At 67.7% G+C, this 24,701-nt stretch carries 22 protein-coding genes and 1 pseudogene; 11 read left to right on the forward strand and 12 right to left on the reverse strand.

What is annotated here, in order from left to right:
- Positions 1 to 8: 8 nt before the first annotated feature.
- On the forward strand, positions 9 to 353 hold the full coding sequence (locus KL788_RS08315) for a LuxR family transcriptional regulator (protein ID WP_293170285.1): 345 nt from the start codon (positions 9 to 11) through the stop codon (positions 351 to 353).
- Positions 354 to 596: 243 nt separating this feature from the next.
- Here KL788_RS08315 and KL788_RS08320 read toward each other — a convergent pair whose 3' ends face one another.
- Positions 597 to 1,469, reverse strand: a complete 873-nt coding sequence (locus KL788_RS08320) for an alpha/beta fold hydrolase (protein ID WP_293170287.1) — start codon at positions 1,467 to 1,469, stop codon at positions 597 to 599.
- Positions 1,470 to 1,556: 87 nt separating this feature from the next.
- Here KL788_RS08320 and KL788_RS08325 point away from each other — a divergent pair, with 87 nt between their 5' ends.
- The gene (locus KL788_RS08325) at positions 1,557 to 1,988 is read left to right on the forward strand and encodes a MarR family winged helix-turn-helix transcriptional regulator (protein ID WP_293170289.1); all 432 of its coding nucleotides are present in this window, start codon (positions 1,557 to 1,559) and stop codon (positions 1,986 to 1,988) included.
- A 5-nt stretch (positions 1,989 to 1,993) separates the two neighbouring features.
- Complete coding sequence (locus tag KL788_RS08330; RefSeq protein ID WP_293173261.1) at positions 1,994 to 3,346, forward strand: MFS transporter; 1,353 nt, start codon at positions 1,994 to 1,996, stop codon at positions 3,344 to 3,346.
- Positions 3,347 to 3,348: 2 nt separating this feature from the next.
- On the opposite strand, the gene KL788_RS08335 is transcribed toward KL788_RS08330, so the two are convergent.
- Genes KL788_RS08335 through KL788_RS08355 form a run of 5 tightly spaced genes read right to left on the reverse strand, consistent with a single transcriptional unit; the run spans position 3,349 to position 8,703 of the window.
- Positions 3,349 to 4,194 carry a transglutaminase family protein gene (locus KL788_RS08335; RefSeq protein WP_293170291.1) on the reverse strand — a complete coding sequence of 282 codons (846 nt, stop codon included), beginning with the start codon at positions 4,192 to 4,194 and terminating at the stop codon, positions 3,349 to 3,351.
- On the reverse strand, positions 4,191 to 5,120 hold the full coding sequence (locus tag KL788_RS08340) for an alpha-E domain-containing protein (RefSeq protein ID WP_293170293.1): 930 nt from the start codon (positions 5,118 to 5,120) through the stop codon (positions 4,191 to 4,193). The genes KL788_RS08335 and KL788_RS08340 overlap by 4 nt, the downstream gene beginning before the upstream one ends.
- Positions 5,114 to 6,838 carry a circularly permuted type 2 ATP-grasp protein gene (locus KL788_RS08345; protein WP_293170295.1) on the reverse strand — a complete coding sequence of 575 codons (1,725 nt, stop codon included), beginning with the start codon at positions 6,836 to 6,838 and terminating at the stop codon, positions 5,114 to 5,116. Before KL788_RS08345 ends, KL788_RS08340 begins: the two co-directional genes overlap by 7 nt.
- A gap of 47 nt (positions 6,839 to 6,885) precedes the next feature.
- On the reverse strand, positions 6,886 to 7,836 hold the full coding sequence (locus KL788_RS08350) for a 1-phosphofructokinase family hexose kinase (RefSeq protein WP_293170296.1): 951 nt from the start codon (positions 7,834 to 7,836) through the stop codon (positions 6,886 to 6,888).
- A 9-nt stretch (positions 7,837 to 7,845) separates the two neighbouring features.
- Entirely contained in the window at positions 7,846 to 8,703 is an 858-nt protein-coding gene (locus KL788_RS08355; RefSeq protein WP_293170298.1) for an aldo/keto reductase, read from the reverse strand.
- Between the two features lie 200 nt (positions 8,704 to 8,903).
- On the opposite strand from KL788_RS08355, the pseudogene KL788_RS08360 reads away from it, so the two are divergent.
- Positions 8,904 to 9,660: pseudogene (locus KL788_RS08360) on the forward strand (SDR family NAD(P)-dependent oxidoreductase).
- Positions 9,661 to 9,663: 3 nt separating this feature from the next.
- Here KL788_RS08360 and KL788_RS08365 read toward each other — a convergent pair.
- The 3 genes from KL788_RS08365 to KL788_RS08375 are packed head-to-tail and all read right to left on the reverse strand — an operon-like array spanning position 9,664 to position 13,910.
- The gene (locus tag KL788_RS08365) at positions 9,664 to 11,076 is read right to left on the reverse strand and encodes a rhamnulokinase (protein WP_293170300.1); all 1,413 of its coding nucleotides are present in this window, start codon (positions 11,074 to 11,076) and stop codon (positions 9,664 to 9,666) included.
- A 2-nt stretch (positions 11,077 to 11,078) separates the two neighbouring features.
- Positions 11,079 to 13,112 (reverse strand): bifunctional aldolase/short-chain dehydrogenase, encoded by a 2,034-nt coding sequence (locus KL788_RS08370; RefSeq protein WP_293170302.1) that lies wholly within the window; start codon positions 13,110 to 13,112, stop codon positions 11,079 to 11,081.
- Positions 13,113 to 13,160: 48 nt separating this feature from the next.
- Entirely contained in the window at positions 13,161 to 13,910 is a 750-nt protein-coding gene (locus KL788_RS08375) for a DeoR/GlpR family DNA-binding transcription regulator (RefSeq protein ID WP_293170304.1), read from the reverse strand.
- Positions 13,911 to 14,111: 201 nt separating this feature from the next.
- Between KL788_RS08375 and KL788_RS08380 the strand changes: the two genes are divergently transcribed.
- The 6 genes from KL788_RS08380 to KL788_RS08405 are packed head-to-tail and all read left to right on the forward strand — an operon-like array spanning position 14,112 to position 20,904.
- A complete protein-coding gene (locus KL788_RS08380; RefSeq protein ID WP_293170306.1) occupies positions 14,112 to 15,377 on the forward strand; it encodes a hypothetical protein in 1,266 nt (421 codons plus the stop codon).
- Positions 15,374 to 16,405, forward strand: coding sequence for an aldose 1-epimerase family protein (locus KL788_RS08385; RefSeq protein ID WP_293170308.1), 1,032 nt, complete (start codon positions 15,374 to 15,376; stop codon positions 16,403 to 16,405). Before KL788_RS08380 ends, KL788_RS08385 begins: the two co-directional genes overlap by 4 nt.
- The gene (locus KL788_RS08390; RefSeq protein WP_293170310.1) at positions 16,405 to 17,898 is read left to right on the forward strand and encodes a sugar ABC transporter ATP-binding protein; all 1,494 of its coding nucleotides are present in this window, start codon (positions 16,405 to 16,407) and stop codon (positions 17,896 to 17,898) included. The genes KL788_RS08385 and KL788_RS08390 overlap by 1 nt, the downstream gene beginning before the upstream one ends.
- An 8-nt stretch (positions 17,899 to 17,906) precedes the next feature.
- Positions 17,907 to 18,881: an ABC transporter permease gene (locus KL788_RS08395; protein ID WP_293170312.1), complete on the forward strand. Its 975-nt coding sequence runs from the start codon at positions 17,907 to 17,909 to the stop codon at positions 18,879 to 18,881.
- Positions 18,878 to 19,921: an ABC transporter permease gene (locus tag KL788_RS08400; RefSeq protein WP_293170314.1), complete on the forward strand. Its 1,044-nt coding sequence runs from the start codon at positions 18,878 to 18,880 to the stop codon at positions 19,919 to 19,921. The genes KL788_RS08395 and KL788_RS08400 overlap by 4 nt, the downstream gene beginning before the upstream one ends.
- Positions 19,918 to 20,904: a sugar ABC transporter substrate-binding protein gene (locus KL788_RS08405; protein ID WP_293170316.1), complete on the forward strand. Its 987-nt coding sequence runs from the start codon at positions 19,918 to 19,920 to the stop codon at positions 20,902 to 20,904. Before KL788_RS08400 ends, KL788_RS08405 begins: the two co-directional genes overlap by 4 nt.
- Before the next feature lie 83 nt (positions 20,905 to 20,987).
- Here KL788_RS08405 and KL788_RS08410 read toward each other — a convergent pair whose 3' ends face one another.
- The 3 genes from KL788_RS08410 to rhaI form a co-directional block, all read right to left on the reverse strand.
- Positions 20,988 to 21,989 carry a LacI family DNA-binding transcriptional regulator gene (locus tag KL788_RS08410; RefSeq protein ID WP_293170318.1) on the reverse strand — a complete coding sequence of 334 codons (1,002 nt, stop codon included), beginning with the start codon at positions 21,987 to 21,989 and terminating at the stop codon, positions 20,988 to 20,990.
- Positions 21,990 to 22,061: 72 nt separating this feature from the next.
- Positions 22,062 to 22,430: an L-rhamnose mutarotase gene (locus KL788_RS08415; RefSeq protein WP_293170320.1), complete on the reverse strand. Its 369-nt coding sequence runs from the start codon at positions 22,428 to 22,430 to the stop codon at positions 22,062 to 22,064.
- Positions 22,423 to 23,589, reverse strand: a complete 1,167-nt coding sequence (rhaI, locus tag KL788_RS08420) for an L-rhamnose isomerase (protein WP_293170322.1) — start codon at positions 23,587 to 23,589, stop codon at positions 22,423 to 22,425. Before rhaI ends, KL788_RS08415 begins: the two co-directional genes overlap by 8 nt.
- A gap of 100 nt (positions 23,590 to 23,689) precedes the next feature.
- On the opposite strand from rhaI, the gene KL788_RS08425 reads away from it, so the two are divergent.
- Positions 23,690 to 24,697 (forward strand): LacI family DNA-binding transcriptional regulator, encoded by a 1,008-nt coding sequence (locus KL788_RS08425; protein ID WP_293170324.1) that lies wholly within the window; start codon positions 23,690 to 23,692, stop codon positions 24,695 to 24,697.
- The last annotated feature ends 4 nt before the right edge of the window (positions 24,698 to 24,701 follow it).

Below are 24,701 nucleotides of genomic sequence, written 5' to 3' on the forward strand. Positions count from 1 at the left end.
GTGCGGGGATGGACCCGATCGCGATGGAACTTGCCGTGCTGGCCGACTTTCTGCTCGCGAAAGCCGCCGAGAGCCCGCAGCGGCGCGCGGCCCAGAAGATCGACCTCGATCACGAGCAGCTGCGCGTGACGGCGATCGGCTTCGCCGAGGGCGGCGAGCTGCCCGAGCACAAGAATCCGGGCGAGGCCGTGCTGCAGGTCGTGCGCGGTCGCATCCGTCTGACCGACGCGACCCGCTCGATCGACGTCGGCGAGGGAACGCTCGCGCGCATCCCGAACGGCGTGCACAGCGTCACGGCACTCGAGCCGAGCGTCATCGTGCTGACGGCGATCTCGTTGCCGGATCGACCGTAGCGCTCACGTTGTCGCTTGGCTCTGGCTCTGGCTCTGGCTCTGGCTCTGGCTCTGCCGCAGCACCGTCCCGTGACTTCCACAACTACGGAACGGGCGAACTTTCTTCACCCCTTCCGTAGTTGTGGAAGCGCCGCGGCTGTCATTGCTGTGCGCGCGCGGATGGCGCGGGGCACCCCTTCGGCAGGGCTCCGCAGCGGAGCGGACTCGGCAGCGGGACGGAGAGCGAGTTTCGCGCCTTGCGGATCAGTCGGAGGCGAAGAGGCGGCTGTCGAGCCACGCGATGAGGTCGTCGCGCACCTCTTGCTGATTGGTCTCGTTGAAGACCTCGTGGCGGGCTCCGGGGTAGACGATGAGCTCGACGTCGGTCAGTTCGCCCTTGCGCAGGTAGGCGTCGGCGAGCTTCTTGGCGCTCTTCTCGCCGGCGAGCGGGTCGTCGTCGCCGACCATGATGAGCAGCGGAACGGGCGGCTGCACGCGTTTCGGCGTGCCGTAGAGCCGCAGACCGTCGCGCACGCCGAACAGCTGCAACACCTTCGCATCAGTGGTGAGCGGGTCGGCCACGAAGGCTTCGGCGACGGCAGGGTCGCGGCTGAGCCACTCGGCCCCCGTGGTGCCGAGGTGCTTGTGGCGCGCGTTGAGGTCGCCGCCGTTCATGTCGAAGGGAGTGCGCAATGCCGTGCCGGTCAGCACGACGGCGTCGTAGGGGTGCTGACCCTCGTTGAGCAGGTTCTGCACCATAAGCGAGCCCCACGAATGGCCCAGCATCGTGAAGGGAACAGTCGGATGCTCGGCCTTCGCCAGCGCGGTGAGCTCAAGCAGGTTCTGTTGCGTGGCGCGCAGGCCACCCACCCCGAGCTTGCCGATCTTGCTGAGGTCGCCCTTCCAGTACTCGACGCCCGTGGCGCCGTGGCCGCGGTGGTCGTCGGCGTAGACCGCGTAGCCGGCGGCGACGAGATCTTGCGCGAGTAGCTCGTAGCGCAGCGCGTGCTCGCCGACTCCGTGCGCAAGCTGCACGACGCCCTTCGGCTTGCCCGGCGCCCACACGTAGTAATGCACGACGACACCGTGCTGGTCGGTGAAGGTGCGGTGCTGGCGCTCGGCGGTGATCTTCGGCATGGGTAGTGGCCTCCTGCGCTCGATCCTAGGCGCGAGCGCTCGTCGCACACAGGTTGTTCGCCAGGCTCATGAGCTATGCTAACGATAGTGAGCAAAGAGAACGAAGAGACTGACGCCGACGAGCAGCTGCGCATGGTCATCCAGCGCCTCGCCCGCCGCATACGAGCCGAGCGCGCCGGCGAGAGCATCAGCGACACGCAACTGGGTGTGCTGTGGCGCCTGCGCACCGACGGAGCCACAACGCCGGGTGAGCTCGCCACCGCGGAGCGCGTGAGCGCGCCCTCGATGAACCGCACCCTCAACGCCCTCGAGGCGAGCGGCTTCGTGCGCCGCGACCCGAGCGACGACGACGCGCGCAAGGTGCGCGTCACGCTGACCCCGGCCGGCGAGCACGTGATCGCCGAGACGCGGCGGCTGCGGCGGCAGTGGTTCCACTCTCGACTCGAAGAGCTGACCGCCTCCGAGCGCGCAGCACTCGAGGCAGCGCGTCCGGTTCTCGATCGCCTGGCTGACGCGTGAACGCGATGTTCCGCTCGCTGGCGGGCGTGAACTACCGCATCTGGTTCGCCGGGGCGCTGATCTCGAACATCGGCACCTGGATGCAACGCACGGCCCAAGACTGGTTCGTGCTCACCGAGCTCACCGAGAACGATGCCGCCGCCGTGGGCGTCACGATGGCGCTGCAGTTCGGGCCCGCTCTCGTGATCGGCCCCTTCGCGGGCGTCATCGCCGACCGCATTCCGGGTCGGCGTCTGCTCGCCATGACGCAGATCGCGCAGGCGCTGCTGGCCCTCGCGCTCGGGCTCATCATCGTGCTGGGCGTCGCCGAGTTGTGGATGGTCTATCTGCTCGCCCTCGGCCTCGGCGTCGCCACGGCGATCGACGCTCCGGCCCGCCAGACCTTCGTCGGCGAGCTCGTCGGCACGGCCGAACTGCCCAATGCCGTGGCCCTCAACTCGGCATCGTTCAACACGGCCCGCCTGATCGGACCTGCTGTGGCTGGTCTGCTCACCGTGCTCGTCGGTGCGGGCTGGGTGATATTGATCAACGTCGTCACCTTCGCCGCGATGCTCGTGGCACTCGGGCTGCTGCGCGCAGGCGAGCTGCACCCGATGAAGAAGCAGGGTCGCGGGCGCGGGCAGCTGCGAGCGGGCATCCGCTACGTGACACAGCGCGCCGATCTCGTCGTGGTGTTCGCGATGGTCTTCGTCGTGGGCACCTTCGGGTTCAACTTCGCGATCTTCACCGCCACGATGGTGCGCATCGAGTTCGACCGCGGAGCCGCCGACTTCGGGCTGCTGTCGTCGGTCATCGCGATCGGCTCGGTCGCGGGGGCGCTGATGACAGCTCGACGCGAACGCCCGAGGCTGCGAGTCATCACGCTCGCCGCGCTGGGCTTCGCGGGCTTCATGGCGATCGCCGCAGTGATGCCCACGTTCGAGCTTTTCGCCCTCGCGCTGATTCCGATCGGTTTCTTCGCGCTGACCATGATCACCAGCGCCAACGCCTACGTGCAGACGACGACGCGAGCGAGCATCCGTGGTCGAGTCATGGCGCTCTACTTGACCATCTTCATGGGCGGCACCCCCATCGGCGCCCCCGTGCTCGGGCTCGTCGCCAACGAGCTCGGCGCGCGCTGGGCCATGGGGGTGGGAGCCCTCGCGGGCCTCACCGCGGCGATCATCGCCGTTGCATGGATGCGCAGCACGCGCAATCTGCGCATTCGACGCACCCCGGCCGATGAACCGTGGTGGCGACTGCGCGTGCGCTACGACGGCGACGACCGGGAGCGCGAGGACTACGACGCGCGCATGCGCGACCTCGACACGGCGACGCAGGAGATCGCGATCGTCGAGGCTGAGATGCGCAAGACCTAGGGCTAGCCCTCGCGCGTGATCTCGACCGTCACGAAGAGCTTCGAACTCGACGGCCCGGCGTAGACGCCCCGCAGAGGCGGCACGTCGCGGTAGTCGCGGCCGCGGCCGACGATGACGTGGCGGTCGGCGATGTCGATGGCGTTGGTGGGGTCGTAGCCCTGCCAGGCGCCGTCGAACCACTCGACCCAGGCGTGCGACTCGCCCGCGACCGTCTGGCCGATCTCGGCGTCGGGCACGGGGTGCAGGTAGCCGCTGACGTAGCGGGCGGGAATGCCCACGGTGCGCAGGGCTCCGAGCGCGAGGTGCGTGATGTCTTGGCACACGCCGCGCTTGTGCTGCCAGGCCTCGGCGGCCGTGGTGTGCACGCCCGTCACGCCGGGCATGTACTCAACCTCGCTGTGGATGAAGTCGCAGATCGCGCGGGCCGCCGACTCGGGGTCGGAGGCCGCGCTCGCGAGCTCGCGAGCGCGCTCGGCCACCTCGTCGGGCGGGGTCGTGAGCCGGGTCTGCACCGTGCTCTCGACGTTCTGCACGGTGCGCTCGACGAGGTCGGCGAGAGCATCCCAGCTCACGGTTCCTGCAGTGGAGGGGCGCGCACGCAACTCGACGAGGCAGTCAGAGGTGAGCGACAGCTCGCGGTGGTGGGCCAGCTGTTCGAACGCGGTGACGCGCGTGCCGTAGTAGTCGACGTAGTGGTGCTGCGACGAGGTCGGGCTGATGTCGAGGTGCGAGAACAGCACGAGCTGCCCGTCGCCACTCGCGGGCAGCATGCGGGCCTCGTTGTACGACGCCGTCACCTCGCCCTCGTAGTGGAAGCCGGTGATGTGCCGAACGCGCAGACGGTTCATAGTTTCTCGGCCACCCAGCTCGGCGCCGCGTTGGTCGGAAAGTAGCGCTGACGCACGGCCTCGCTCGTCGCGCTCGTCGCCGACTGCACCGCATCCATGTGGCGCTGCAGGTCGTCGAGAATGTCGGCGATCGGCCGATACTCGAGCTCGCTACGAATCTGCCCGAGCTGGCGCAGCGCCAGGTCGCCGATGCCGGCGCGGTCGCTGCGCGGCTCGATGTCGCGCAGACTCTTCTCGGCGCGCGTCACGGCGAAGAGGATCGAGCGCGGGAAGAGCCGGTCGAGCAGCAGGAACTCGGCGGCGTTCTTGGCGCTCGGCACACCACGGTAGGTGCGAAGGTACGCCTCATACGCGCCGACGCTGCGCAGAATCGTCGTCCACGACGGTCCGCTCGCCTCGGTGAGCGAGCGGGTCGCGAGCAGTCGAGCGGTCATGTCAGCGCGCTCGAGCGAGCGCCCGAGCGTGAAGAACGAGTAGGCCTCGTCGCGGCTCGTCGACGACTCGACGATGCCCACGGCAAGCGCCGAGCGCTCGCGCACCCAGCCGAAGAACTCGTGCACCTTCTCGGGCGCGACCTTGCGCGGCATGCGCGCGCGGGTGGTGTTGAGCACCTCCCACAGCTCGGTGCTCACGACCTCGCGAGCGCGACGGGCGTTCTCGCGTGCGGCGCCGAGCGAGTAGGCGATCGAGGCGGGATGCGAACGGTCGACGGCGAGAATGTTCAGCACGTCGGCCCGCGTGAGCGCGTTGTCGGGCTGGGCGTCGCTGCCCATCACGCTGAGCAGCGAACGGCAGGCGGTGTCTTCGTCGATCCAGGGGTCTTCGAGGAGCAGCTGCAGGTGCACGTCGAGGATGCGGGCGGTGCCGTCACTGCGCTCGACGTAGCGCCCGATCCAGAACAGGCTCTCGGCAATTCGGCTCAGCATGACGATCCCCCTCCCTGACGTGACGACCGACGAATCGCAGATTCGTCGGCGCTGGCGTCGCGCGAACGCGATGCGTTCGCCCCAGCTCCAGCGCGCAAGCTCTTCTTGATTTGTTGTTGCTGCTGCTCTTGCGCGCGACGCGGGTCGTCGGCGGGGTTGTGGTCGGGCACGTGCGCCGAGGCGTCGTAGATAATCGGAATCGACTGGGTCACCGTGGCCTGCTCGGCGACGATGCCCTGCACGTCATGACTGTCGGCGACCATGGGCAACTGACCCACGACCCAGGTGTCTTTCGAGCCGCCGCCCTGGCTCGAGTTCACGACGAGCTGCCCTTCAGGCAGCGCGACGCGCGTGAGGCCACCGGGCAAAACCCAGACCTCGCGGCCGTCGTTGACGGCGAACGGGCGCAGGTCGGCGTGCCGGGGGCGCACGCCCTCATCGACCAGGGTCGGAATGGTCGAGAGCTGCACGACGGGCTGAGCGATCCACCCGCGCGGGTCGGCGAGCAGCCGGCCGCGCAGTGCCTCCAGTTCATCGCGGCTGGCCGCGGGGCCGACCACGAGGCCCTTGCCGCCCGAGCCGTCGACGGGCTTGACGACGAGCTCGTGCAGGCGGTCGAGCACTTCTTCGAGGGCGCCCGGGTCTTCGAGCCGCCAGGTGTCGACGTTCGGAATGATCGGGTCTTCGTCGAGAAAGTAGCGCACGAGGTCGGGCAGGTAGGTGTAGACGAGCTTGTCGTCGGCCACACCGTTGCCGACCGCGTTGGTGATGGTGACGTTGCCCAGGCGAGCGGCGAGCATGAGGCCCGGCGTGCCGAGCATCGAGTCGGCGCGGAAGGTCAGTGGGTCGAGAAACTCGTCGTCGACCCGGCGGTAGATCACGTCGACGCGCTGCGGCCCCGCCGTCGTGCGCATGAAGACGCGCCCGCCCGAGCAGTACAGGTCGCGGCCTTCGACGAGCTCGACGCCCATGAGCCGCGCGAGCAGCGTGTGCTCGAAGTAGGCCGAGTTGTAGACACCGGGTGTGAGCACGACGACGTTCGGCTCGTCGACGCCCGAGGGGGCGGATGCTCGCAGCGCGTTGAGCAGCTGATTCGGGTAGTCGCCCACGGGGCGCACGCGCATCGACACGAACAGCTCGGGCAGCGTCTGCGCCATGACGCGCCGGTTCGAGATGACGTAGCTCACGCCGCTCGGTACGCGCACGTTATCTTCGAGCACCCGCCAGACGCCGTTCTCGTCGCGGATGAGATCGATGCCGCTCACCTGAATGCGAACACCGTTGGCACTCTCGATGCCGGCGGCCTCGCGGTGGTAATGGCTCGAGCTCGAAATGAGCCGCGCGGGGATCACCCCGTCGGCGATGCAGCGCTGTGCGCCGTAGATGTCGGTGAGGAAGGCCTCGAGCGCTCGCACGCGCTGCGAGACTCCCGCCTCGAGGTGGCTCCACTCGGCGCGGTCGATGACGCGCGGAACAGCATCCAATGGAAAGGGGCGTTCTTCGCCCGCGAAATCGAATGTGACGCCTTGGGCGAGGTACGAATCGGCGAGCGCTTCGGTGCGCCCGCGCAGCTCGTCGGTGCTCATCTGGGCGAGTGCTGCGTGAATCTGCCGGTACGGCAGCCGCACCTCGCTGTCGGCCGCGAACATCTCGTCGAAGGCGACGGCCGAGCCCGCACGGGCGGCGGTCGCCGCGTACCCGTCGAAGAGGTCGGCCATTGCGTCAGCCTAGTCGGGGCGTGTTGCGGCGATGTTTCGGGGCTTGCTCAGCCTGCGAGCTGCACCTCGAAGCGCTCGACGTCGGCGCGATGGCAGAGCTCGGTGGCCTCGGTCGTCGCGGTCGCCGCCCCAGCGGCGACGCCCGCTCTGAACGCAGCGGCCAGGTCGTGCCCTTGCGCGAGCCGCAGCACGAGCGCCGCGAGAAAGCTGTCGCCGGCGCCGACGGTCGATTTCACCGTGATCGGGGGCGACACGAGGTGCGTGACTGAGTCGGCCGTGACGAGCACGGCGCCCTCACCCCCGACAGTGAGCGCGACGACCTCGGCTTTGCCCTCGGCGACGAGCTGCTGAGCAGCCGCTGTCTTGTCGGCGATCGAGGTGAGCTCAGCGCCGACGAGCTCGCCCAGTTCGCGGCCCGAGGGCTTGACGAGGTAGACCCCCTCGTCGAGCGCGGCGGCCAGCGATGGCCCTGACGCGTCGACGATGCAGCGAACTCCGAGTTCGCGTGCACGACGCGCGACGCGGGCATAGAGGTCGTCGGGCACGCCGGGCGCGAGCGAGCCGCTCGCCACGACGTAGCCTCCCCATTGCATCGCGGCATCGGTAGCGTCGAGGCATCGCCGCCACTCGGCCTCGGCCAACTCAGGACCCTGCAGCACGAACCGGAACTGTCTTCCGGTCGACGTCTCGTCGACCGTGACATTCTCGCGCGTCGATCCGGCGATCGCGATGGCCTTGCCCGTGATGCCCTCGGCCTCGAGCAGCTGACGATAGGCCTGGCCAGTCGGGCCGCCGACCGCGTAGATCGCTGTCGAGTGGCCGCCGAGCCGATCGATCACGCGGCTGACGTTGACTCCCCCGCCGCCGGGGTCGACCCGGCTCGGGCCGCAGCGCATCTTGTGCTCGGAGCGCACTGTTTCTGTCATCGTGCTCACGTCGAGCGCGGGGTTGATCGTGAGCGTCACGATCGGGGCGGGACGTGCCGGCAGTGCGACCATGCCGTCAGACTACGAGTTCGGCACCGGAACGCCGCGCGACGCGAGGTCGTCGACGAAGGCCTGCCGAAGTTCGTCGTCGACTTCTTCGGTTGACGCGACCATCGCGTCGCGCACCGACTCCACCCTCGTCGAGCCGATCACCGGCCACAGACCCGGCAGCGCGTCCAGCACCGCGGCGAGGGCCAGTCGGTGCACCGACACTCCGCGCGCCGCCGCGAGCATCCACACCTTCGGCACGCGCGTGGCCAGTGGCGAGGCCCGTGGGCCACCGAATGGAGCGTAGGCGAAGAAGTCGATTCCGGCGTCGAGGCAGTGGTGGTACTCGGTGAACGGATCGACGCCGAGCCCCAGCCGGTTCTGCACCGCGTCGATCGGCGCCACCGCGAGAGCTCGGTCGATCACCTCGACCGAGGCGTTCGAGAGTCCGATCGCCCTCGCCACGCCTTCGTCGCGCAGCGCGGCGAGCGTGCGCACCGAGTCTTCGAGATCATCGGCGCGATCGGCGCGATGCAGCAGAAGAAGGTCGAGCGGGCCGCCGAGCAGCTCGACGCTGCGCGCGGCGTCGGCGCGCATCCGTTCGGCGGTGCCATCGCTGCTCCAGGCCGACGGACCGGCTCGATAGTGGCCCGCCTTCGTGATGATCGGCATCCCGGGCCGCAGCCGGCGTCCCTCGGCGGCCAGCCGCTCGCCGACACCGTCATCATCGACACGTGCGTATGCTCGCGCGGTGTCCAGCGCGACGGCCCCGCTGTCGACGGCGGCAGCGATGACCTCGCGGGCGTTCTCGTCAGTCGCGCCTTCGTTGAGCACGAGGGCGGCGACGCCGAACACGATGCCGGGGCGAACCATCGCCGATGACACGTTCATGATCTCGAGCGTAGGCGGTTGACGACATGACCGCCCCTAGCACGGTTCCCCTCGCTGTCAACGGGGGTGCGCGATGGCCGCACGCCGCATAACGTCGCTGGTCACGGGGCCGGGAAACTGCTCACTGCTGCAAGCAGGAGCAAGGCATCTGGCGCGACGCACGCGCAGTGAACCGGCCCGCTCGAACGAAGGGGAATGACATGGCACAGTACGACGTGGCAGAACGATCGGCGATCGTGACGGGAGCGGGATCGGGCATCGGCCGCGCGATCGCTCACGTGCTCGCTGAAAGTGGCGCTGCGGTCGTCGTGAGCGACGTGAACTCTGACGCCGTCGACACCGTGGTGCAGGAAATCACCGACACGGGGGGCACAGCTCTCGCGCACGTGGGCGATGTCTCCGACCCGGCGACGGCAACAAGGGCCGTGGAGATGGCCTCGAACGCGGCACCACTCAAGATCGCCGTCAACAACGCGGGCATCGGCGGGGCTTCGGCCACCACGGGCGACTACCCGCTCGACTCGTGGCAGAAGGTCATCGACATCAACCTCAGCGCCGTGCTCTACGGCATGCAAGCTCAGCTGCCGGCGATGATCGACTGCGGCGGCGGCTCGATCGTCAACATTGCGTCAATTCTCGGCAGCGTGGGCTTTGCTCAGTCGTCGGCCTACGTCGCCGCGAAGCACGGCGTTGTCGGGCTGACGAAAAAACGCCGCGCTCGAGTACGCCCAGCAGGGCGTGCGCGTCAACTCGGTCGGGCCCGGCTTCATCCAGACGCCGCTCGTCGAGGCGAACCTCGACGCTGACGCGCTCAGCCATCTTGAGCAGCAGCACGCCATCGGTCGACTCGGTCGGCCGGAGGAGGTCGCGCACCTCGTCGCGTTCCTCGCCTCCGACGCCGCGTCGTTCATCACCGGTTCGTACCACCTGGTTGACGGCGGCTACACGGCGCAGTAGTGCTCAGTGGCGGGGTTCGAACCGCTGGGGTGGGTGGATCTGTGCCACCAGCGCGCGCAACTGCTCGAGCGACCCGCCGAGCCCCTGCGCGCGCGCTTGCACGAGCACGTTGCCGAGCGCCGTCGCCTCGACGGGGCCCGCGAGCACCGGCAGACCAGCCCGATCGGCGACGAGCTGGCACAGCAGAGTGTTGAGCGATCCGCCGCCCACGAGGTGAATCACTCCGACCTCACGATCAGCCAACCGGCCAGCGTCGCGCACCGCTTCAGCGAAGGCGACGGCGAGGCTCTCGAGAATGCACCGGGCGAGGGCGGCGCGGCTCGACGGCACGACCTCGCCCTTCTCGGTCAGCACCGCGGCGATGCGCGCGGGCATGTCACCGGGGGGCATGAAGCGCTGATCGTTGGCGTCGAAGACGGGCACAGGCTCGGTGAGGGCAGCAGCCTCGGCCAGCAGCTGCGCGAGATCGACCGGCTCACCCTCGGCCTCCCACGCGCGCATGGTCTCGGTGAGCAGCCACAGGCCCATGACGTTGTGCAAGAACCGTACGCGGCCATCGACGCCGCCTTCGTTCGTGAAGTTCGTCTCGCGGCTGGCATCGGTGATCACGGGATGCTCGAGCTCGAGCCCCACGAGCCCCCAGGTGCCGCAGCTGATGTAGGCGGCATCGGGCCGCGTCATCGGTACGCCCACCACGGCCGACGCCGTGTCGTGGGATCCGACGGCCGTGACCCTCACCCCGGCAGGCGCGGCCAGTTCGGCGGACATGGTGGTGGTCAACTCGCCCAGGTCGTCGCCCGGGTTCACGAGCTCGGGGAAGATGCGGCGCGGCAGGCCGACGCGCCCGATGAGCGCGTCGTTCCACTCGCGCGTGCGCGGGTCGAGCAGCGCCGTGGTCGACGCATTGGTCGACTCGGCCACCGCGCGGCCCGTGAGCCAGAAGGCGACAAGGTCAGGGATGAGCAAGAAGCGGTCAGCCTCGGCGAGCGCCTCTCCGTCGGCTGCCAGCTGGAAGACCGTGTTGAACGAGAGGTGCTGCAGGCCCGAGGCCGCGTAGAGCTCGTCGGGCGGCACGACCGCGTGCACGGCGGCGATACCGCGCGCGGTGCGCTCGTCGCGGTAGTGAAAGGGCTCGGCGAGCATCCGGTCACCCGCCATGAGTGCGTAGTCGACCGCCCACGAATCGATGCCGATCGACGTGATCGCGGGGTCGTCGGCGAAGGCCTGGCGCAGCCCCGCGAGAATGTGGCCGCGCAGCGCTTCGATGTCCCAGTGATACCCGTCGTCGCGCAGCACCGGTCCGTTCGGAAAGCGTGCGACCTCGATGAGTTCGAGCTGGTCGGGCCCGACGACGGCGCGCATGACGCGACCGCTCGTGGCTCCCAGGTCGACGGCCGCGACATGCACGAGAGTCATGGTCAGCGCAGGAAGGCCGCGGCGACGCCCGCGTCGACGGGAATGTGCAGGCCGGTCGTGTGCGAGAGGTCGGGGCCCGTGAGCACCGCGACCGCATTGGCGACGTGATCGGGCAGCACCTCGCGCTTGAGAATGGTGCGCTGCGCGTAGAACTCACCGAGCTTCTCTTCATCGATGCCGTACGTCTTCGCGCGATTGGCTCCCCAACCCGAAGCGAAGATGCCCGAACCGCGCACGACCCCGTCGGGGTTGATGCCGTTGACCTTCACGCCGTGCTCGCCGAGCTCGACCGCGAGCAGTCGCACCTGGTGCGCCTGGTCGGCCTTCGTCGCCGAGTAGGCGATGTTGTTGGGGCCGGCGAATACCGAGTTCTTGCTCGAGATGTAGATGACGTCGCCGCCGAGCCCCTGGTCGATGAGCACGCGCGCGGCGGCCTTCGAGACCAGGAACGAGCCCTTGGCCATGACGTCGTGCTGCAGATCCCAATCGGCCTCGGTCGTCTCGAGCAGCGGCTTGCTGAGCGACAGCCCGGCGTTGTTGACGACGAGGTCGATGCCGCCGAACGCGAGCACCGCATCCCGGATGCCCTGCTCGACCTGAGCCTCATCGGTGACGTTCACCTGCACGCCGATCGCGACGTCGGTCGAGCCGAGCTCAGCCGCCGCCGCCTGTGCCTTCTCGAGGTCGAGGTCGGCGATCACGACGCACGCCCCCTCGGCGACGAGTCGCGTGGCGATGGCCTTGCCGATGCCGCTCGCGGCACCCGTCACGAAGGCGACGCGCGTGGCGTGCGACTTGGGGCTGGGCATGCGCTGCAGTTTGGCCTCTTCGAGCGCCCAGTATTCGATGCGGAACTTCTCGGCGTCACTGATGGGGGTGTAGGTGCTCACCGATTCGGCGCCGCGCATGACGTTGATGGCGTTGAGGTAGAACTCACCGGCGACGCGCGCCGTCTGCTTGTTCGCGCCGAAGCTGAACATGCCCACGCCCGGCACGAGCACGACGAGCGGGTCGGCGCCGCGGATGGCTGGCGATTCGGGTGTCGCGTGCTTGTCGTAGTAGGCGGTGTAGTCGGCGCGATACGCCTCGTGCAGTTCATTCAGGCGCTGGATGCTCGCCTCGACACTCGCGCCGGCCGGCAGGTCGAGCAGCATCGGCTTGACCTTGGTGCGCAAGAAATGGTCGGGGCAGCTCGTGCCGAGCTGCGCGAGTTTCGCAGCGTTCGCGCTCGCGAGAAAGTCGAGCACCCGCGCGTCGTCGCTGAAGTGGCCGACCATAGGCCGGTCGTGGCTCGCGAGACCACGAATGGTCGGCGCGAGGGCGGCCGCCTTCGCGCGGCGCTCCTCGGTCGGCAAGGCTGCGTACCCCTTGCGTGCGCGACCGAACGGCGCCTTCTTGCCCTTTGCGTCGAGATAGGCCTGCGCGGTGTCGATGATCCAGCGGCTGTTCTGCTCGCACTGCTTACTCGTGTCGGCCCACGCCGTAATGCCGTGGCCGCCGAGGATGCAGCCGATCGCCTGCGGATTCGCGGCCTTGATGGCGGCGATGTCGAGCCCGAGCTGGAAGCCGGGGCGTCGCCACGGCACCCACACGACCTTGTCGCCGAAGATCTTCTTTGTGAGCTTCTCGCCGTCTTTCGCCGTGGCGATGGCGATGCCGGCGTCGGGGTGCAGGTGGTCGACGTGGGCCGCATCCACCAGGCCGTGCATGGCGGTGTCGATGCTGGGGGCCGCGCCGCCCGTGCCGTGCAGGCAGTAGTCGAAGGCCGCGACCATCTCGTCTTCGCGCTCGAGGCCGGGGTAGACGTCGACGAGCGCGCGCATGCGGTCGAGACGCAGCACGGCCAGGCCCTGCTCAGTGAGCGTGCCGAGGTCGCCGCCCGAACCCTTGACCCACAGCAGCTCGACCTGCTCGCCCGTGACCGGGTCGGTCTCGGTGCCCTTGGCCGACGTGTTGCCGCCGGCGTAATTGGTGATGTGCGGCTCGGCGCCGAGGCGGTTGCTGCGGGCGATGAGTGCTGCCGGTGTGCTGACCATGATCGCTCTCGTGTTAGATGTTGTTACTTTTTGCACACGATAACAGGGTCACAGTATCTCGACAAGACCACGGAAGGGATCGAGGCGGTCGTCGCTGGGGTCGAGCTCTGTTACCAGCGTGTCGATGACGTTCCACTCGAGCGCGAGAGCGAGCGCCTGCTGGCCGAGCTTCGACGAGTCGGCCAGCACCACTGTCGTGCGCGCCCTCGCCGCGAACGCGTGCTTGACGGCAGCCTCTTCGAGTGACACCTCCATGGTGCCAGTGGCCGCATCGACGGCGCTGGCGGAGGTGAAAAACACGTCGTACGCGAAGCTGCGAGCAGTCTGCTCAGCAGTGGGGCCGACCAGGCTTCCGGTCTGCTGCTCGAATTCTCCCCCGGCGAGCACGGCGCGGACGCCCGGGCGCGCTCGGGCGATTGCGGCATTGTCGACCGAGTTGGTCACGACGAGAAGACGCTCGCAGCGGATGATCGCGAGAAGAGCCCCACTCGTGGTCGAGGCGTCGACTCCGACAGCCCCCACGCTCGGAACCAGGGCCTCGGCCTTGCGAGCAACCGAGTTCTTCGCCGACGCTCGGGTCATCGCACGGTCGCCGAACACTCGCGGCAGCACTATCGACACCGCGCCACCTCTGACTCGGCGCACGAGACCGTCGGCATCGAGGTCTTGAATGTCGCGGCGCACGGTCATGACGGACACCGCCAATTCGGCGGCGGCGGACTCGAGCCTGATGGCGCCGTCGCGTTCCAGAATCTCGAGCAATCGAGCCCGGCGACTGGCGGGCAGGGGAACGACCATGACACACAGGCTACGCAGTGACCCCCTTGGTGACCGTGATGAGATTGCGTATTGACACGCCCCCGTCGCCCGAGTTAGGTTCACTGAATCAAGCAGTGGTTCAATGAACCAGACACGATCTCACTGCGAGAGACCGGCCCGCAGCACTGCGCGGGAAAGGCGATGGCGCCGACTCTGGCGCCCGAACATCAAAGGGAAGCCATGAGCAAGGCGGGACCGTACGAGGGAGTCACCTCCACCGAGGCGAGCATCGAGCGAGCCATGGAGGCCGGCGGCGGCGTCCTGCGTCTCGCGCCCGCCTGGGTGCCGCGGTCGTTCTGCACTCCCGGCAAGCGCCTTCGCCTGCACCCTGACGACTATTTCCCGCTCGGCAAAGACCGCGGCGGCATCGACGAGCGCTGGTTCTCGAGTGCGATCCGCGCCGAGAACGGCCCGCTCACCGATCCGTTCGAGGGCCTCAGCCTCGTCGTCGGACCCGATGGCGAGATCATTCCCTTCGACGAGTTCCTCGCGCACACCAAGAGCGCGGCGATCGGCGGACTCTACAACGAGTTCGGCACCTGGCCGATGTACTCGAAGTTCTTCGACAACCAGTTTCCGCTGCCCTTCCACCTGCACCAGAAAGATGAGCACGCGGCCCTCGTCGGCAAGCGCGGCAAGCCCGAGGCCTACTACTTTCCGCCTCAGCTCAACAACCACGGCGGCGAGTTTCCGTACACGTTCTTCGGCTTCCACCCCGAGACCACCCGCCAGCAGGTGCTCGACAAACTGCAGGGCTTCTTGCGCGGAGGCGACAACCGCATCACCGAGCTCTCGACGGCCTACCGCATCACCCCGGGTACCGGGTGGGATGTGCCGCCGGGCGTGCTGCACGCCCCGGCGAGCATGTGCACCTACGAGCCGCAGTCGGCGAGCGACGTGTTCGCCATGACCGAGTCGTGGTCGAACAACCGCGAGGTTCCCGACGAGCTGCTGTGGAAGGACATTCCGGCTGACCGCGTCGGCGACCTCGAGTTCGTGCTCGAGATCATGGACTGGGAGCGCAACGTCGATCCCGAGTTCTGGAGCCACCGCTTCACCGCTCCTGTCGAGACCGGCGCGAGCATGGCCTCGAGCGACGACCGATACACCGAGCGCTGGATCACCTACCGATCGAGCTCGTTCAGCGCCAAGGAGCTCACCGTCAAGCCGGGAGGCGAGGTGACGATCGACGAGAGCGACGCCTACGGCTTCATCGCCGTCGACGGTCACGGCGACATCAACGGGCTTCCGGTCGCGGCCATCTCGTCGATTCGCTACGGGCAGCTCTCGCACGACGAGTACTTCGTGACCTCGTCGGCCGCTCGCGAGGGCGTGCGCGTGCGCAACACCTCGCCGAGTGCCGACCTCGTGCTGCTCAAGCACTTCGGCCCCGGCAACAGCGAGCTCGCAGCCGACAACGGCCCTGTCTCCGGGGAGCGTGCGTGACCTCGTCCATGAACGTGTTCGGCCGATCGCGCGGCGAGGCAGAGCGCCGCGTGGGCGCCCTGCACCAGGTCGCGCGCATCGACCGCTTCGTCGAGGACGACGGGCCAGCACGCGGCGCGCGCCGGGTGCGCATGATCACGGGCGGTGGCCTCGAAGTCGATATCCACCCGGACCGCGCGCTCGACCTCGGTCAGGTCACTTACCGCGGTGTGCCGCTCGCGTGGATCTCACCTGTCGGCATGACGTCGCCCGCGTTGACCGAGTCGCGCGGCAACGAGTGGCTGCGATCGTTCGGGGGCGGGTTGCTGGCGACCTGCGGTCTCGACACCTTCGGCCCTCCGACAGTGTCCGACGGCGTCGACTACCCGCAGCACGGTCGGGTGGGTGTGACTCCCGCCACCCTGACGCGCGCCGAGGTCGTCGGTGATGAACTCATCGTCTCGGGCACGGTTCGCCAGACGACCGTTTTCGGCGAGAACCTCCTGCTGCACCGCACCTGGTCGGCCGACATCGGGGGTTCGACCCTGCGCCTCACCGACGTCGTGCGCAATGACGGCCTCGCCGACACCGGTCACATGGTTCTCTACCACGTCAACGTCGGGTGGCCCCTGCTCGACGAATCAGCGACGCTCAATGTCGGCTCGCGAGAGGTGACGCCCCGCGATGAGGATGCTCGCGCCGGAGCGGGCCGCTGGCACCAGATCGAACCTCCGCACGAGGGCTACCGCGAGCAGGTCTTCGGCCACGACTTCCGCGACCACGGCATGGCGACGGTCTCGATCGACAATCCGACCCTCGACCTCCGGCTCGAGCTCGCGTTTGACTCGGCCACGCTTCCCGCGATGCACCAGTGGAAGATGAGCGGCGAAGGCCACTACGTCATGGGTCTGGAGCCCGTCAACGTCAATACCTTCGGTGGCCGGGCCGGCGCTGCCGCCGCGGGCGTGCTGCCGACGCTGCGTCGCGGGCGCGACGTGACCTACTCGCTCGAGCTTCGACTCGGAGCCTCTCAGCAGGGTGGAGTGTGATGACCACTCCAGCTGCTCTGCGCATGACGGGCATCTCGAAGTCGTTTCCGGGCATCCGCGCGCTCTCCGATGTCGCCCTCGATGTCGAGGCGGGTGAGGTGCACGCGATCGTCGGCGAGAACGGCGCCGGCAAGTCGACCCTCGTGAAGATTCTCGCGGGCGTGCACCACCCTGATGAGGGAACGATCGAGCTTTCTGGCGCGGCGGTGCGACTGGCCGACCCCATCGAGGCCCGACGCCGCGGCATCGGCATGGTCTACCAAGAGCTCAACCTCGTGCCTGACCTCACCGTCGCCGAAAACATCCTTCTGGGCGCGACACCGTCGCGAATGGGCGTCGTCAACCGACGGGCCCTTCGCGATCAGGCCCGCGCCGTGCTCGATGAGCTCGACGCCCGTATCGACACCGATGACCTCGTCGGGTCTCTCACCGTCAGCCAGCAGCAGATCGTCGAGATCGCCAAGGTCTACGCGGCTCGCCCGAAGATCGTCGTGCTCGACGAGCCGACGTCGTCGTTGAGCGAGCACGAGACGCAGTCGCTCTTCCGCATCATCGGGCGCATGACCGAAGCAGGCATCGCGGTCATCTACATCTCGCACCGCTTGCGCGAGGTGCTCGAGATCTCGCAGCGCGTCACGGTCTTGCGTGACGGGCGCCTCGTCGAGACCCGCCCTACGGCGGGCATCACCGCGCCCGAGATGATCAGGCTAATGGTGGGCCGCGACCTCACCGACGTCTTTCCCAAGCGCGAGGTCGAGATCGGAGCGGTCGTTCTCTCGGTCAGCGGGCTCTCACGAACCGACGAGTTCGATGACATCAGCCTGAGCGTGCGCGCGGGCGAGATCGTCGGCCTGGCCGGGCTCGTGGGGGCGGGTCGCACCGAGGTCGCGCGAGCGATCTTCGGCCTCGACACGCTCGACGCCGGCACGATCGAGGTCGACGGCACAGCCGTCGTGATCCGCGGGCCGCGAGACGCGGTGCGGGCCGGCATCGCCTACGTACCCGAAGATCGCAAGCGCGACGGCATCGTTCCGCAACTGTCGATCAAGGACAACATCTCGCTCTCTGTGCTCGAGCGCGTCTCGGTCGCGGGCTGGATCCGTCCGCGAACCGAACGAGCACTGGCCCAGCAGAAGGCCGAAGAGCTCTCGGTCTCGCCACCTGCGATCGCGCCTCGCATCGACACCCTCTCGGGCGGCAACCAGCAGAAGGCGGTATTCGCGAAGTGGCTCGCGACCGGCCCCCGCATCCTGATTCTCGATGAGCCCACGAGGGGCGTCGATGTCGGCGCCAAGGCCGACATTCACACCATCATCGGTGAGCTCGCCGCACAGGGCACCGCCATCATCCTGATCTCGTCCGAGCTGCCCGAAGTGCTCGCCGTCAGCGACCGCATCGTCGTGCTGCACGAGGGGCGCATCGCCGCAGAACTGCCGCGCGGCGCTGCCGAGCACGAGGTCATGCACGCCGCAACCGGAGAGGGCGCATCGTGAGCGCAGCCATGCCACCCCCCACTCGCACCGTGCAGAGCGGGCTCTTCAGTCGCTACGGGGCCCGACTGGGCCTACCCGCGGGCATCGTCGTGACCCTCATCGTCGGCTCGCTGCTGAGCGATCGATTCTTGACGGTGCAGAACCTGACGAACGTGCTCATCAACATGTCGATCGTCGGCATCATCGTCGTCGGCATGACCTTCGTCTTCGTCACGCGCGGTCTCGCCGACCTCTCCGTGCCCGCGACGGTCGCGGTCGGAGGCTTGCTCGTGCTCGGTCTCGAGTCGAGCATCGGCACGCTCGCCGCCGCGGTGGTGGGAGTGCTCGCCGCGGCGATCGCGGGCGCGGTCAACGGCTGGCTGGTCGGCTACGCCGGCCTCAACCCCGTGATCACGACGCTCGCGAGCGGCACGATCGTGCTCGGCATCGCCCAAGTGTTCGTGGGCGGCGTCATCGTCTACGGCAGCGACCCCGACGCCCAGGCGTTCTTGACCGGCCGCGTCTTCGGCGTCGTGCCCGTCATCGTGCTGATCTTCCTCGCCGTCGTGGCCGCGGGCCACCTCGTGCTGAGCCGTAGCGTGCTCGGCCGGTGGTCATACGCCGTCGGCAGCAACCCCTCGGCCACGCAGGCGAGTGCCGTGCCCGTCAAGCGGGTGCGCGCGATCGCCTTCCTGCTCACGGGCACGCTCGCCGGGTTCAGCGGCGTGCTGCTGGGCATCACCCTGCAGACCGCGCGACCCGGCATCGGCATGGGGTACGAGTTTGACGCCATCACCGCTGTGGTCGTCGGCGGCGTCAGCCTGCTCGGTGGTTCGGGCACCGTGCTCTACGCCTTCGGCGGCCTGCTCTTCGTGCAGCTGCTCACCAACATCATGGTTCTGCAAGGAGTTCCCACCGAGCCGCAGGGAATCGTCAAGGGCGCTCTCATCGCGGGTGCCGTCGCCATCGATGTCGCACTGCGCCGACGGGGAGGACGAGAATGACCTCGTCACGACACATTCTCGACAGCGACGTCTTCCACGCTCTCGTGCGCAACCGCGTGGTCGTCATTCTGGGCGCGACGCTCATCATTGGCGCCACGATGGTTCCGGGCTTCCTCGAATTCAGAACCGCGAGTCTGGGGCTCGACCGCATGGCCACCCTCGGGCTTCTCGCCATCGGCCTGACGGTCGTCTTGATCGCCGGTCAGCTCGATCTCTCGGGCGGCGCCATTCTGGCGCTCTCGGGCATCGCCACCATCGGGTTGCAGGAGCAACTCGGCCAGATTCCCGCGGCGCTCGTGGGCCTCGCGGTCGGAGTCGCGGCAGGAGCCATCAACGGGTTCCTCGTCGTCGTGCTGCGCATCAACTCACTGGTCGCGACGCTCGCGTCGATGCTGTTCTTCCGTGCCCTGTGCCATCTGATCACCGAGTCGCGGCCCATCAGCGGCATCGACCCGCTCTTTGGTCTCGTCGTCTCGCGACCCATCGCCGGCACCTTCACGGGTCGCACACTGCTGTTCTTCGTGCTCATCATCCTGCTGCACCTCTGGCTCACTCGATCGGTCGCCGGCCGACAGCTCTTCGCTGTCGGCAGCAACCCGGCGAGCGCCGAAGCCAGTGGCATCCGGTCGCGCGCCTATCTTTTCGGTGTCTTCGTGTTCAGCGGCACGATGGCAGGCGTCGCCGGCGTGATTCAGAGCCTCAGCGTCAACACCGGTTCGCCGGTCTTCGGCGAGAACATCGTGCTGATCGCCATTGCCGCTGTTGTCATCGGCGGCACGCGGCTCGAGGGCGGTCGCGGTTCGGCCTTGGGCACCCTGGGCGGCCTCCTCACTATCGCAGCGCTCACGACCGCGATGGAGTACCAGAGCGTTCCCGCCTACCTGCAGGACATCGTCACCGGTGTGATCCTCCTGCTCCTGATCCTGCTCGACCGCACAGTGTCGGGCAGTCAACGCCGTGATGTCACGCTAGTCGCACTGGTGCGACGAGCGCGCTCATCATGGTCTTCCCGAAAGAACGAAAGGACCCCTGCACCATGAGAAATCGCATCTCCCTGGTCAGTAGCGCTGCCCTGGTGGCAGCCGCTGGACTCGTCCTGTCAGGTTGCGCACCTGCCGCCGACAACAACGGCAACGGCGACGCCGCGGCCGAAGACATCAGCATCTGCTACGTCACCGCAGCTGAGGCCCACCCCTACGTCACCCCGGCGAACGAAGCGTTCGACGAGGCGGCAGCGGAGGCGGGCGTCACGGTCACCCGTCTCTCTCAAGAGTTCGACGTGCAGACCGGCACCGAGCAGCTCAACACGTGCGTCGGGCAAAACCCCGACGGCATCGTGCTCTGGCCCCTCGACCCGCAGGCCTACATTCCTGGTTTGATCTCGGCGCAAGACGCGGGCATTCCGGTTGTGCTCATCAACTCGCCGATGGACGATGCTGCACTCGAGTTCGTCACGTCGTTCACCGGACCAGACACCTACAACCAAGGAGTGATTGCTGCTGATCTGCTCAATGATCTGCTTGGCGGTGAAGGAAACGTTGTCATCATCGCGGGCCAGGCCGGCAACGGTACGACGATCGGACGCACTGACGGCTTCACCGAGCGCCTTACCGAACTCGGCTCGAGTATCGAGGTGCTGCAGATCGTCAACGCTGACTTCGACCAACAGAAGGCCCTCGAGGCCAGCCGCGACCTGATCACGCGCTTCGGTGACGACCTCGACGCTGTGTACGCCAACGACGACACCATGGCTCGTGGCTTCATCGACGCATGGTCCGAGTCAGGTCGCAGCCTCGACGACATCCCGCCGATCATGGGCATCAACGGTCAGCAGGATGCGTTCGAGTCGATCAAGGCGGGTCAGTTCTTCGCCACGATCGTGCAGTCGCCCCGTGAAGACGGCAAGCTCGCTCTGAACACAATCGTCAGCGCCGCTCGCGGCGAGGCCGTCGACGCGCGCATCCCGATCCCGCTCACGACCGTCACGATCGACAACGTCGACGACGTCGAGCCGGCCCTCTAGGCGCCATTCGCACCACGGTTTCCATCAGACGTCGGGCCCGCTCCTATTCAGGAGGAGCGGGCCCGATGCGTCTGTCAGCCTAGTCAGGCGCTCTCGCGACGCACGAGCTCGGGGCGCAAAACCACGTGATTCGCCGACGGCACGGTCTTGTCCGCGCGCGACAGCAGATCCATGATCATGTCAACGGCGGTGCGGCCGAGGCCGAACCTCGGCTGACTCACCGTCGTGAGGGGCACACTCGACACCGAGGCCCACTCGAGGTCGTCGTAGCCGACGATCGCGATGTCGTCGGGCACACGAACGCCGTCGCGCAGCAGTTCTTGCTCGAGCCCGAGCGCGAGCATGTCGTTGGCGCAGAAGACAGCGGTCGGGCGTCGATCCGGAAGGCGGTCGGCGAGCCGGCGACCGGCGGCGCGACCTGCCTCGATCGTCCACGAATCGGCCTCGATGAGCTCGAGCTCGACACCGCGCGCCTTTTCGATGATGCTGCGTGCTCCGGCGAGACGGGTGCGCACCTTCGGGCTCTTGTCGGGGTGGCCCAGAAAGGCGATGCGGGTGTGGCCCTCGCTCACCAAGTGCCGAGCCCCGAGGCGGCCGCCCTCGAAGTCGTCCACTACGACCGACCAGCAGTCTCGATCGTCGCCGACGCGGTCGACGAAGACCATCGGCACTCCGCGGTCACGCAACATCTCGAGCCGTGGGCTTCGCTCGTCGACGGGCGCGATGATGATGCCCTGCACGCGCGACTGCACCAGCAGGTCGAGGTTCTGCTGCTCGCGCACGGGGTCATAGCCGCTGTTGCAGAACACCACTCCGACGCCGAGCTCTTTGCAGCGCTCTTCGGCCCCGAGCGCGACATCGACGAAGAACGGGTTGTCGAGGTTGGCAATCGCGAGACCGAGAGTGCGCACCCGCCCTGGTCGAAACTGGCGGGCACCCTGGTCGGGAACGAAGTCGAGCTCGCGAATGGCCGCGAGCACGCGCTCCCGCGTTTCTTCGCGCACGTACGACGGGCGGTTGAGCACGTTGCTGACGGTGCCGGCCGAGACCTCGGCAAGGCGCGCGACATCGCGGATCGTGGCCATGCGCACCCCCTTGTCCAGCGTTCAATGAACCATCCTAGAGCGAACAGTCAGCGCGCGCTGAGTTGGCCGGGTTCAGGAGATGTCGGTCTCCCGATCAGCAGCACCGCTTCGTTGGTCGGCGAGGTTGAACACTTCGGGCAGCCGACGCGCGGCCTGGTCAGCGCGACCGCCGAGGCTGATGAAGTAGCGCGACATCTCCGCCTCCCACTGCGTTGCGACGTCGCTCGTGGCGAGCGAGGCCTGCGCCGCCTCATCGTCATCGACCTCGTAGTAGCCGAAGAGCGTGCCGTCGGTGTCGTCGAGAAAGAGGGAGTAGTTGCGTCGGCCGCTCGCCGCGATGGCCTCGAGCATCTCGCGGCGCACCGGAGAGTGCACGGCCCGATACTCGTCGAGCAGCTCAGGGCGCACCTGCAGGCGAAAGGCCACACGCAAATCAGGCACCCCAGCCCGCTTGAGTGCCACCCACGCGCTCGGCGACGATGCGCTCGCGATAGCCGCTCGCGGCGTAGGCCGCCATGGGGTCTGCGGGCAGGCCGCGCGACTCTCGCCAGGCGGCGAGCGGAGTGCGAACATCCGTGTAGAAGGCGTCCATCATGATCGCGTTCGCGGCGAGCACGTCGTTGCTGCGCTGGGCCGCATCGAGCGCTTCACGGTCGATGAGCAGAGCGCGGGCCGTCATCTCTTGCACGTTGAGCACCGAGCGCATCTGGCCGGGAATCTTCTCTTCGATGTTGTGGCACTGGTCGAGCATGAACGCGACCTCGCTGCCCTCGTCATAGCCCCCGCCTCGCACGACCTCGACCATGATGCGGAAAAGCTGGAAGGGGTCAGCCGCGCCGACGATGAGGTCGTCATCGGCGTAGAAGCGTGAGTTGAAGTCGAACGAGCCGAGCTTGCCGAGGCGCAGCAACTGCATGACGATGAACTCGATGTTCGTGCCGGGCGCGTGGTGACCCGTGTCGAGGCACACCATCGCCTTGTCACCGAGCGCGGCCACCTGAGCGTAGGCGGTACCCCAGTCGGGAACATCGGTGTGATAGAACGCCGGCTCGAAGAACTTGTACTCGAGCACGAGTCGCTGCTCGTCGCCAATGCGCTCATAGATCGTGGCGAGGCTCTCAGCAAGGTTGTCTTGCCGGCGACGCATGTCGTCTTGGCCCGGATAGTTGGTGCCGTCGGCGAGCCAAATCTTCAGATCGCGCGAGCCGGTCGCGTGCATGACGTCGATGCAGTCGAAGTGGTGATCGATCGCGCGCTGACGAGCTTTCGGGTCACTGGCGGCGAGCGAGCCGAACTTGTACTCCTCGTCTTGGAAGGTGTTCGAGTTGATGGTGCCGAGAGCGACGCCGTGCTCGTCAGCGTGCGCGCGCAGTGCACTGTAGTCGTCGACCTTGTCCCACGGAATGTGCAGGGCCACGCTCGGCGCGAGGCCGGTGTAGCGGTGCACCTGGGCTGCGTCGGCGATCTTCTCGAAGGGGTCGCGCGGCGTACCGGGAGTGGTGAACACCCGAAAGCGCGTTCCCGAGTTGCCGAAGGCCCACGAGGGCAGCTCGATGGCTTGGCGTTCGAGCTGGGGCGCAATGGAGTCGAAGGTCGTCATTGACGGATGCTGCTCTCTCGTGAGACGGATTGAATCGATTCACAACACTAGGCGGAGGGTTCACGCGCGTCAAGTGAATCGTTTCGACTAGCCTCGGCTCATGGCGGCCGCAAGCATCAAAGACGTCGCGCGTCAGGCGGGCGTCTCGGTCGGAACCGTCTCGAACGTGCTCAATCGCCCTGATCGCGTGAGCGCCGACACCGTCTCTCGTGTTCGAGCCGCCATCGACGAGCTCGGCTTCGTGCGCAACGACGCCGCGCGGCAATTGAGAGTCGGGCGCAGCAGCACTGTCGGGCTCATCGTGCTCGACGTGCGCAACCCCTTCTTCACCGAGCTAGCTCGCGGAGCAGAAGATCGCGCCGCCGCCGCTGGCCTGTCGATCCTGCTGGGCAACAGTGATGACGACCCGGCGCGCGAAGCGGCCTACCTCGACTTGTTCGAAGAGCAGCGCGTGCACGGCGTGCTCATCTCACCCATCGGCGACGTCACCGATCGACTGGCTCGACTGCGCGATCGCGGCACGGCCGCCGTGCTTGTCGACCGCAGCGGCCGCGAGACGGGCTTCTCGTCTGTCTCGATGGACGACATCGCCGGCGGCTACGTCGCCGTCAGGCACCTCATCGAGCGGGGACGCACGCGCATCGCTTACCTCGCAAGCCAACTCGAGATGCGCCAGGTGACCGACCGGCTCGAGGGCGCCCGACGCGCGGTCGCCGAGACACCCGGCGTCACTCTTGAAGTGATCACGGCGACCGGACTCTCTGTCATCGACGGACGCCGCAGCGGCGAAGAGATCGCTGCACGGCCCGTTGCTGCTCGACCCGACGCAATCTTCACGGTCAACGACCTCATGGCCGTCGGCGTTCTGCAAGCCCTCGTCATGTCAAGCTCACTGCGCGTGCCCGACGACATCGCGCTCGTCGGCTATGACGACATCGACTTCGCGAGCGCGACGATCGTGCCCCTCACGTCGGTGCGTCAACCGAGCCACCTGATTGGCTCAACGGCACTTGAACTGTTGCTCGACGCGACGACCGATCCTCCGCGAGCGCCGCGCGACGTCGTCTTCCAGCCCGAACTCGTCGTCAGAGCCAGCACGACGGGCTGAGGCC

It is taken from the genome of Microcella sp., assembly GCF_019739195.1.
Taxonomy (GTDB): domain Bacteria; phylum Actinomycetota; class Actinomycetes; order Actinomycetales; family Microbacteriaceae; genus Microcella.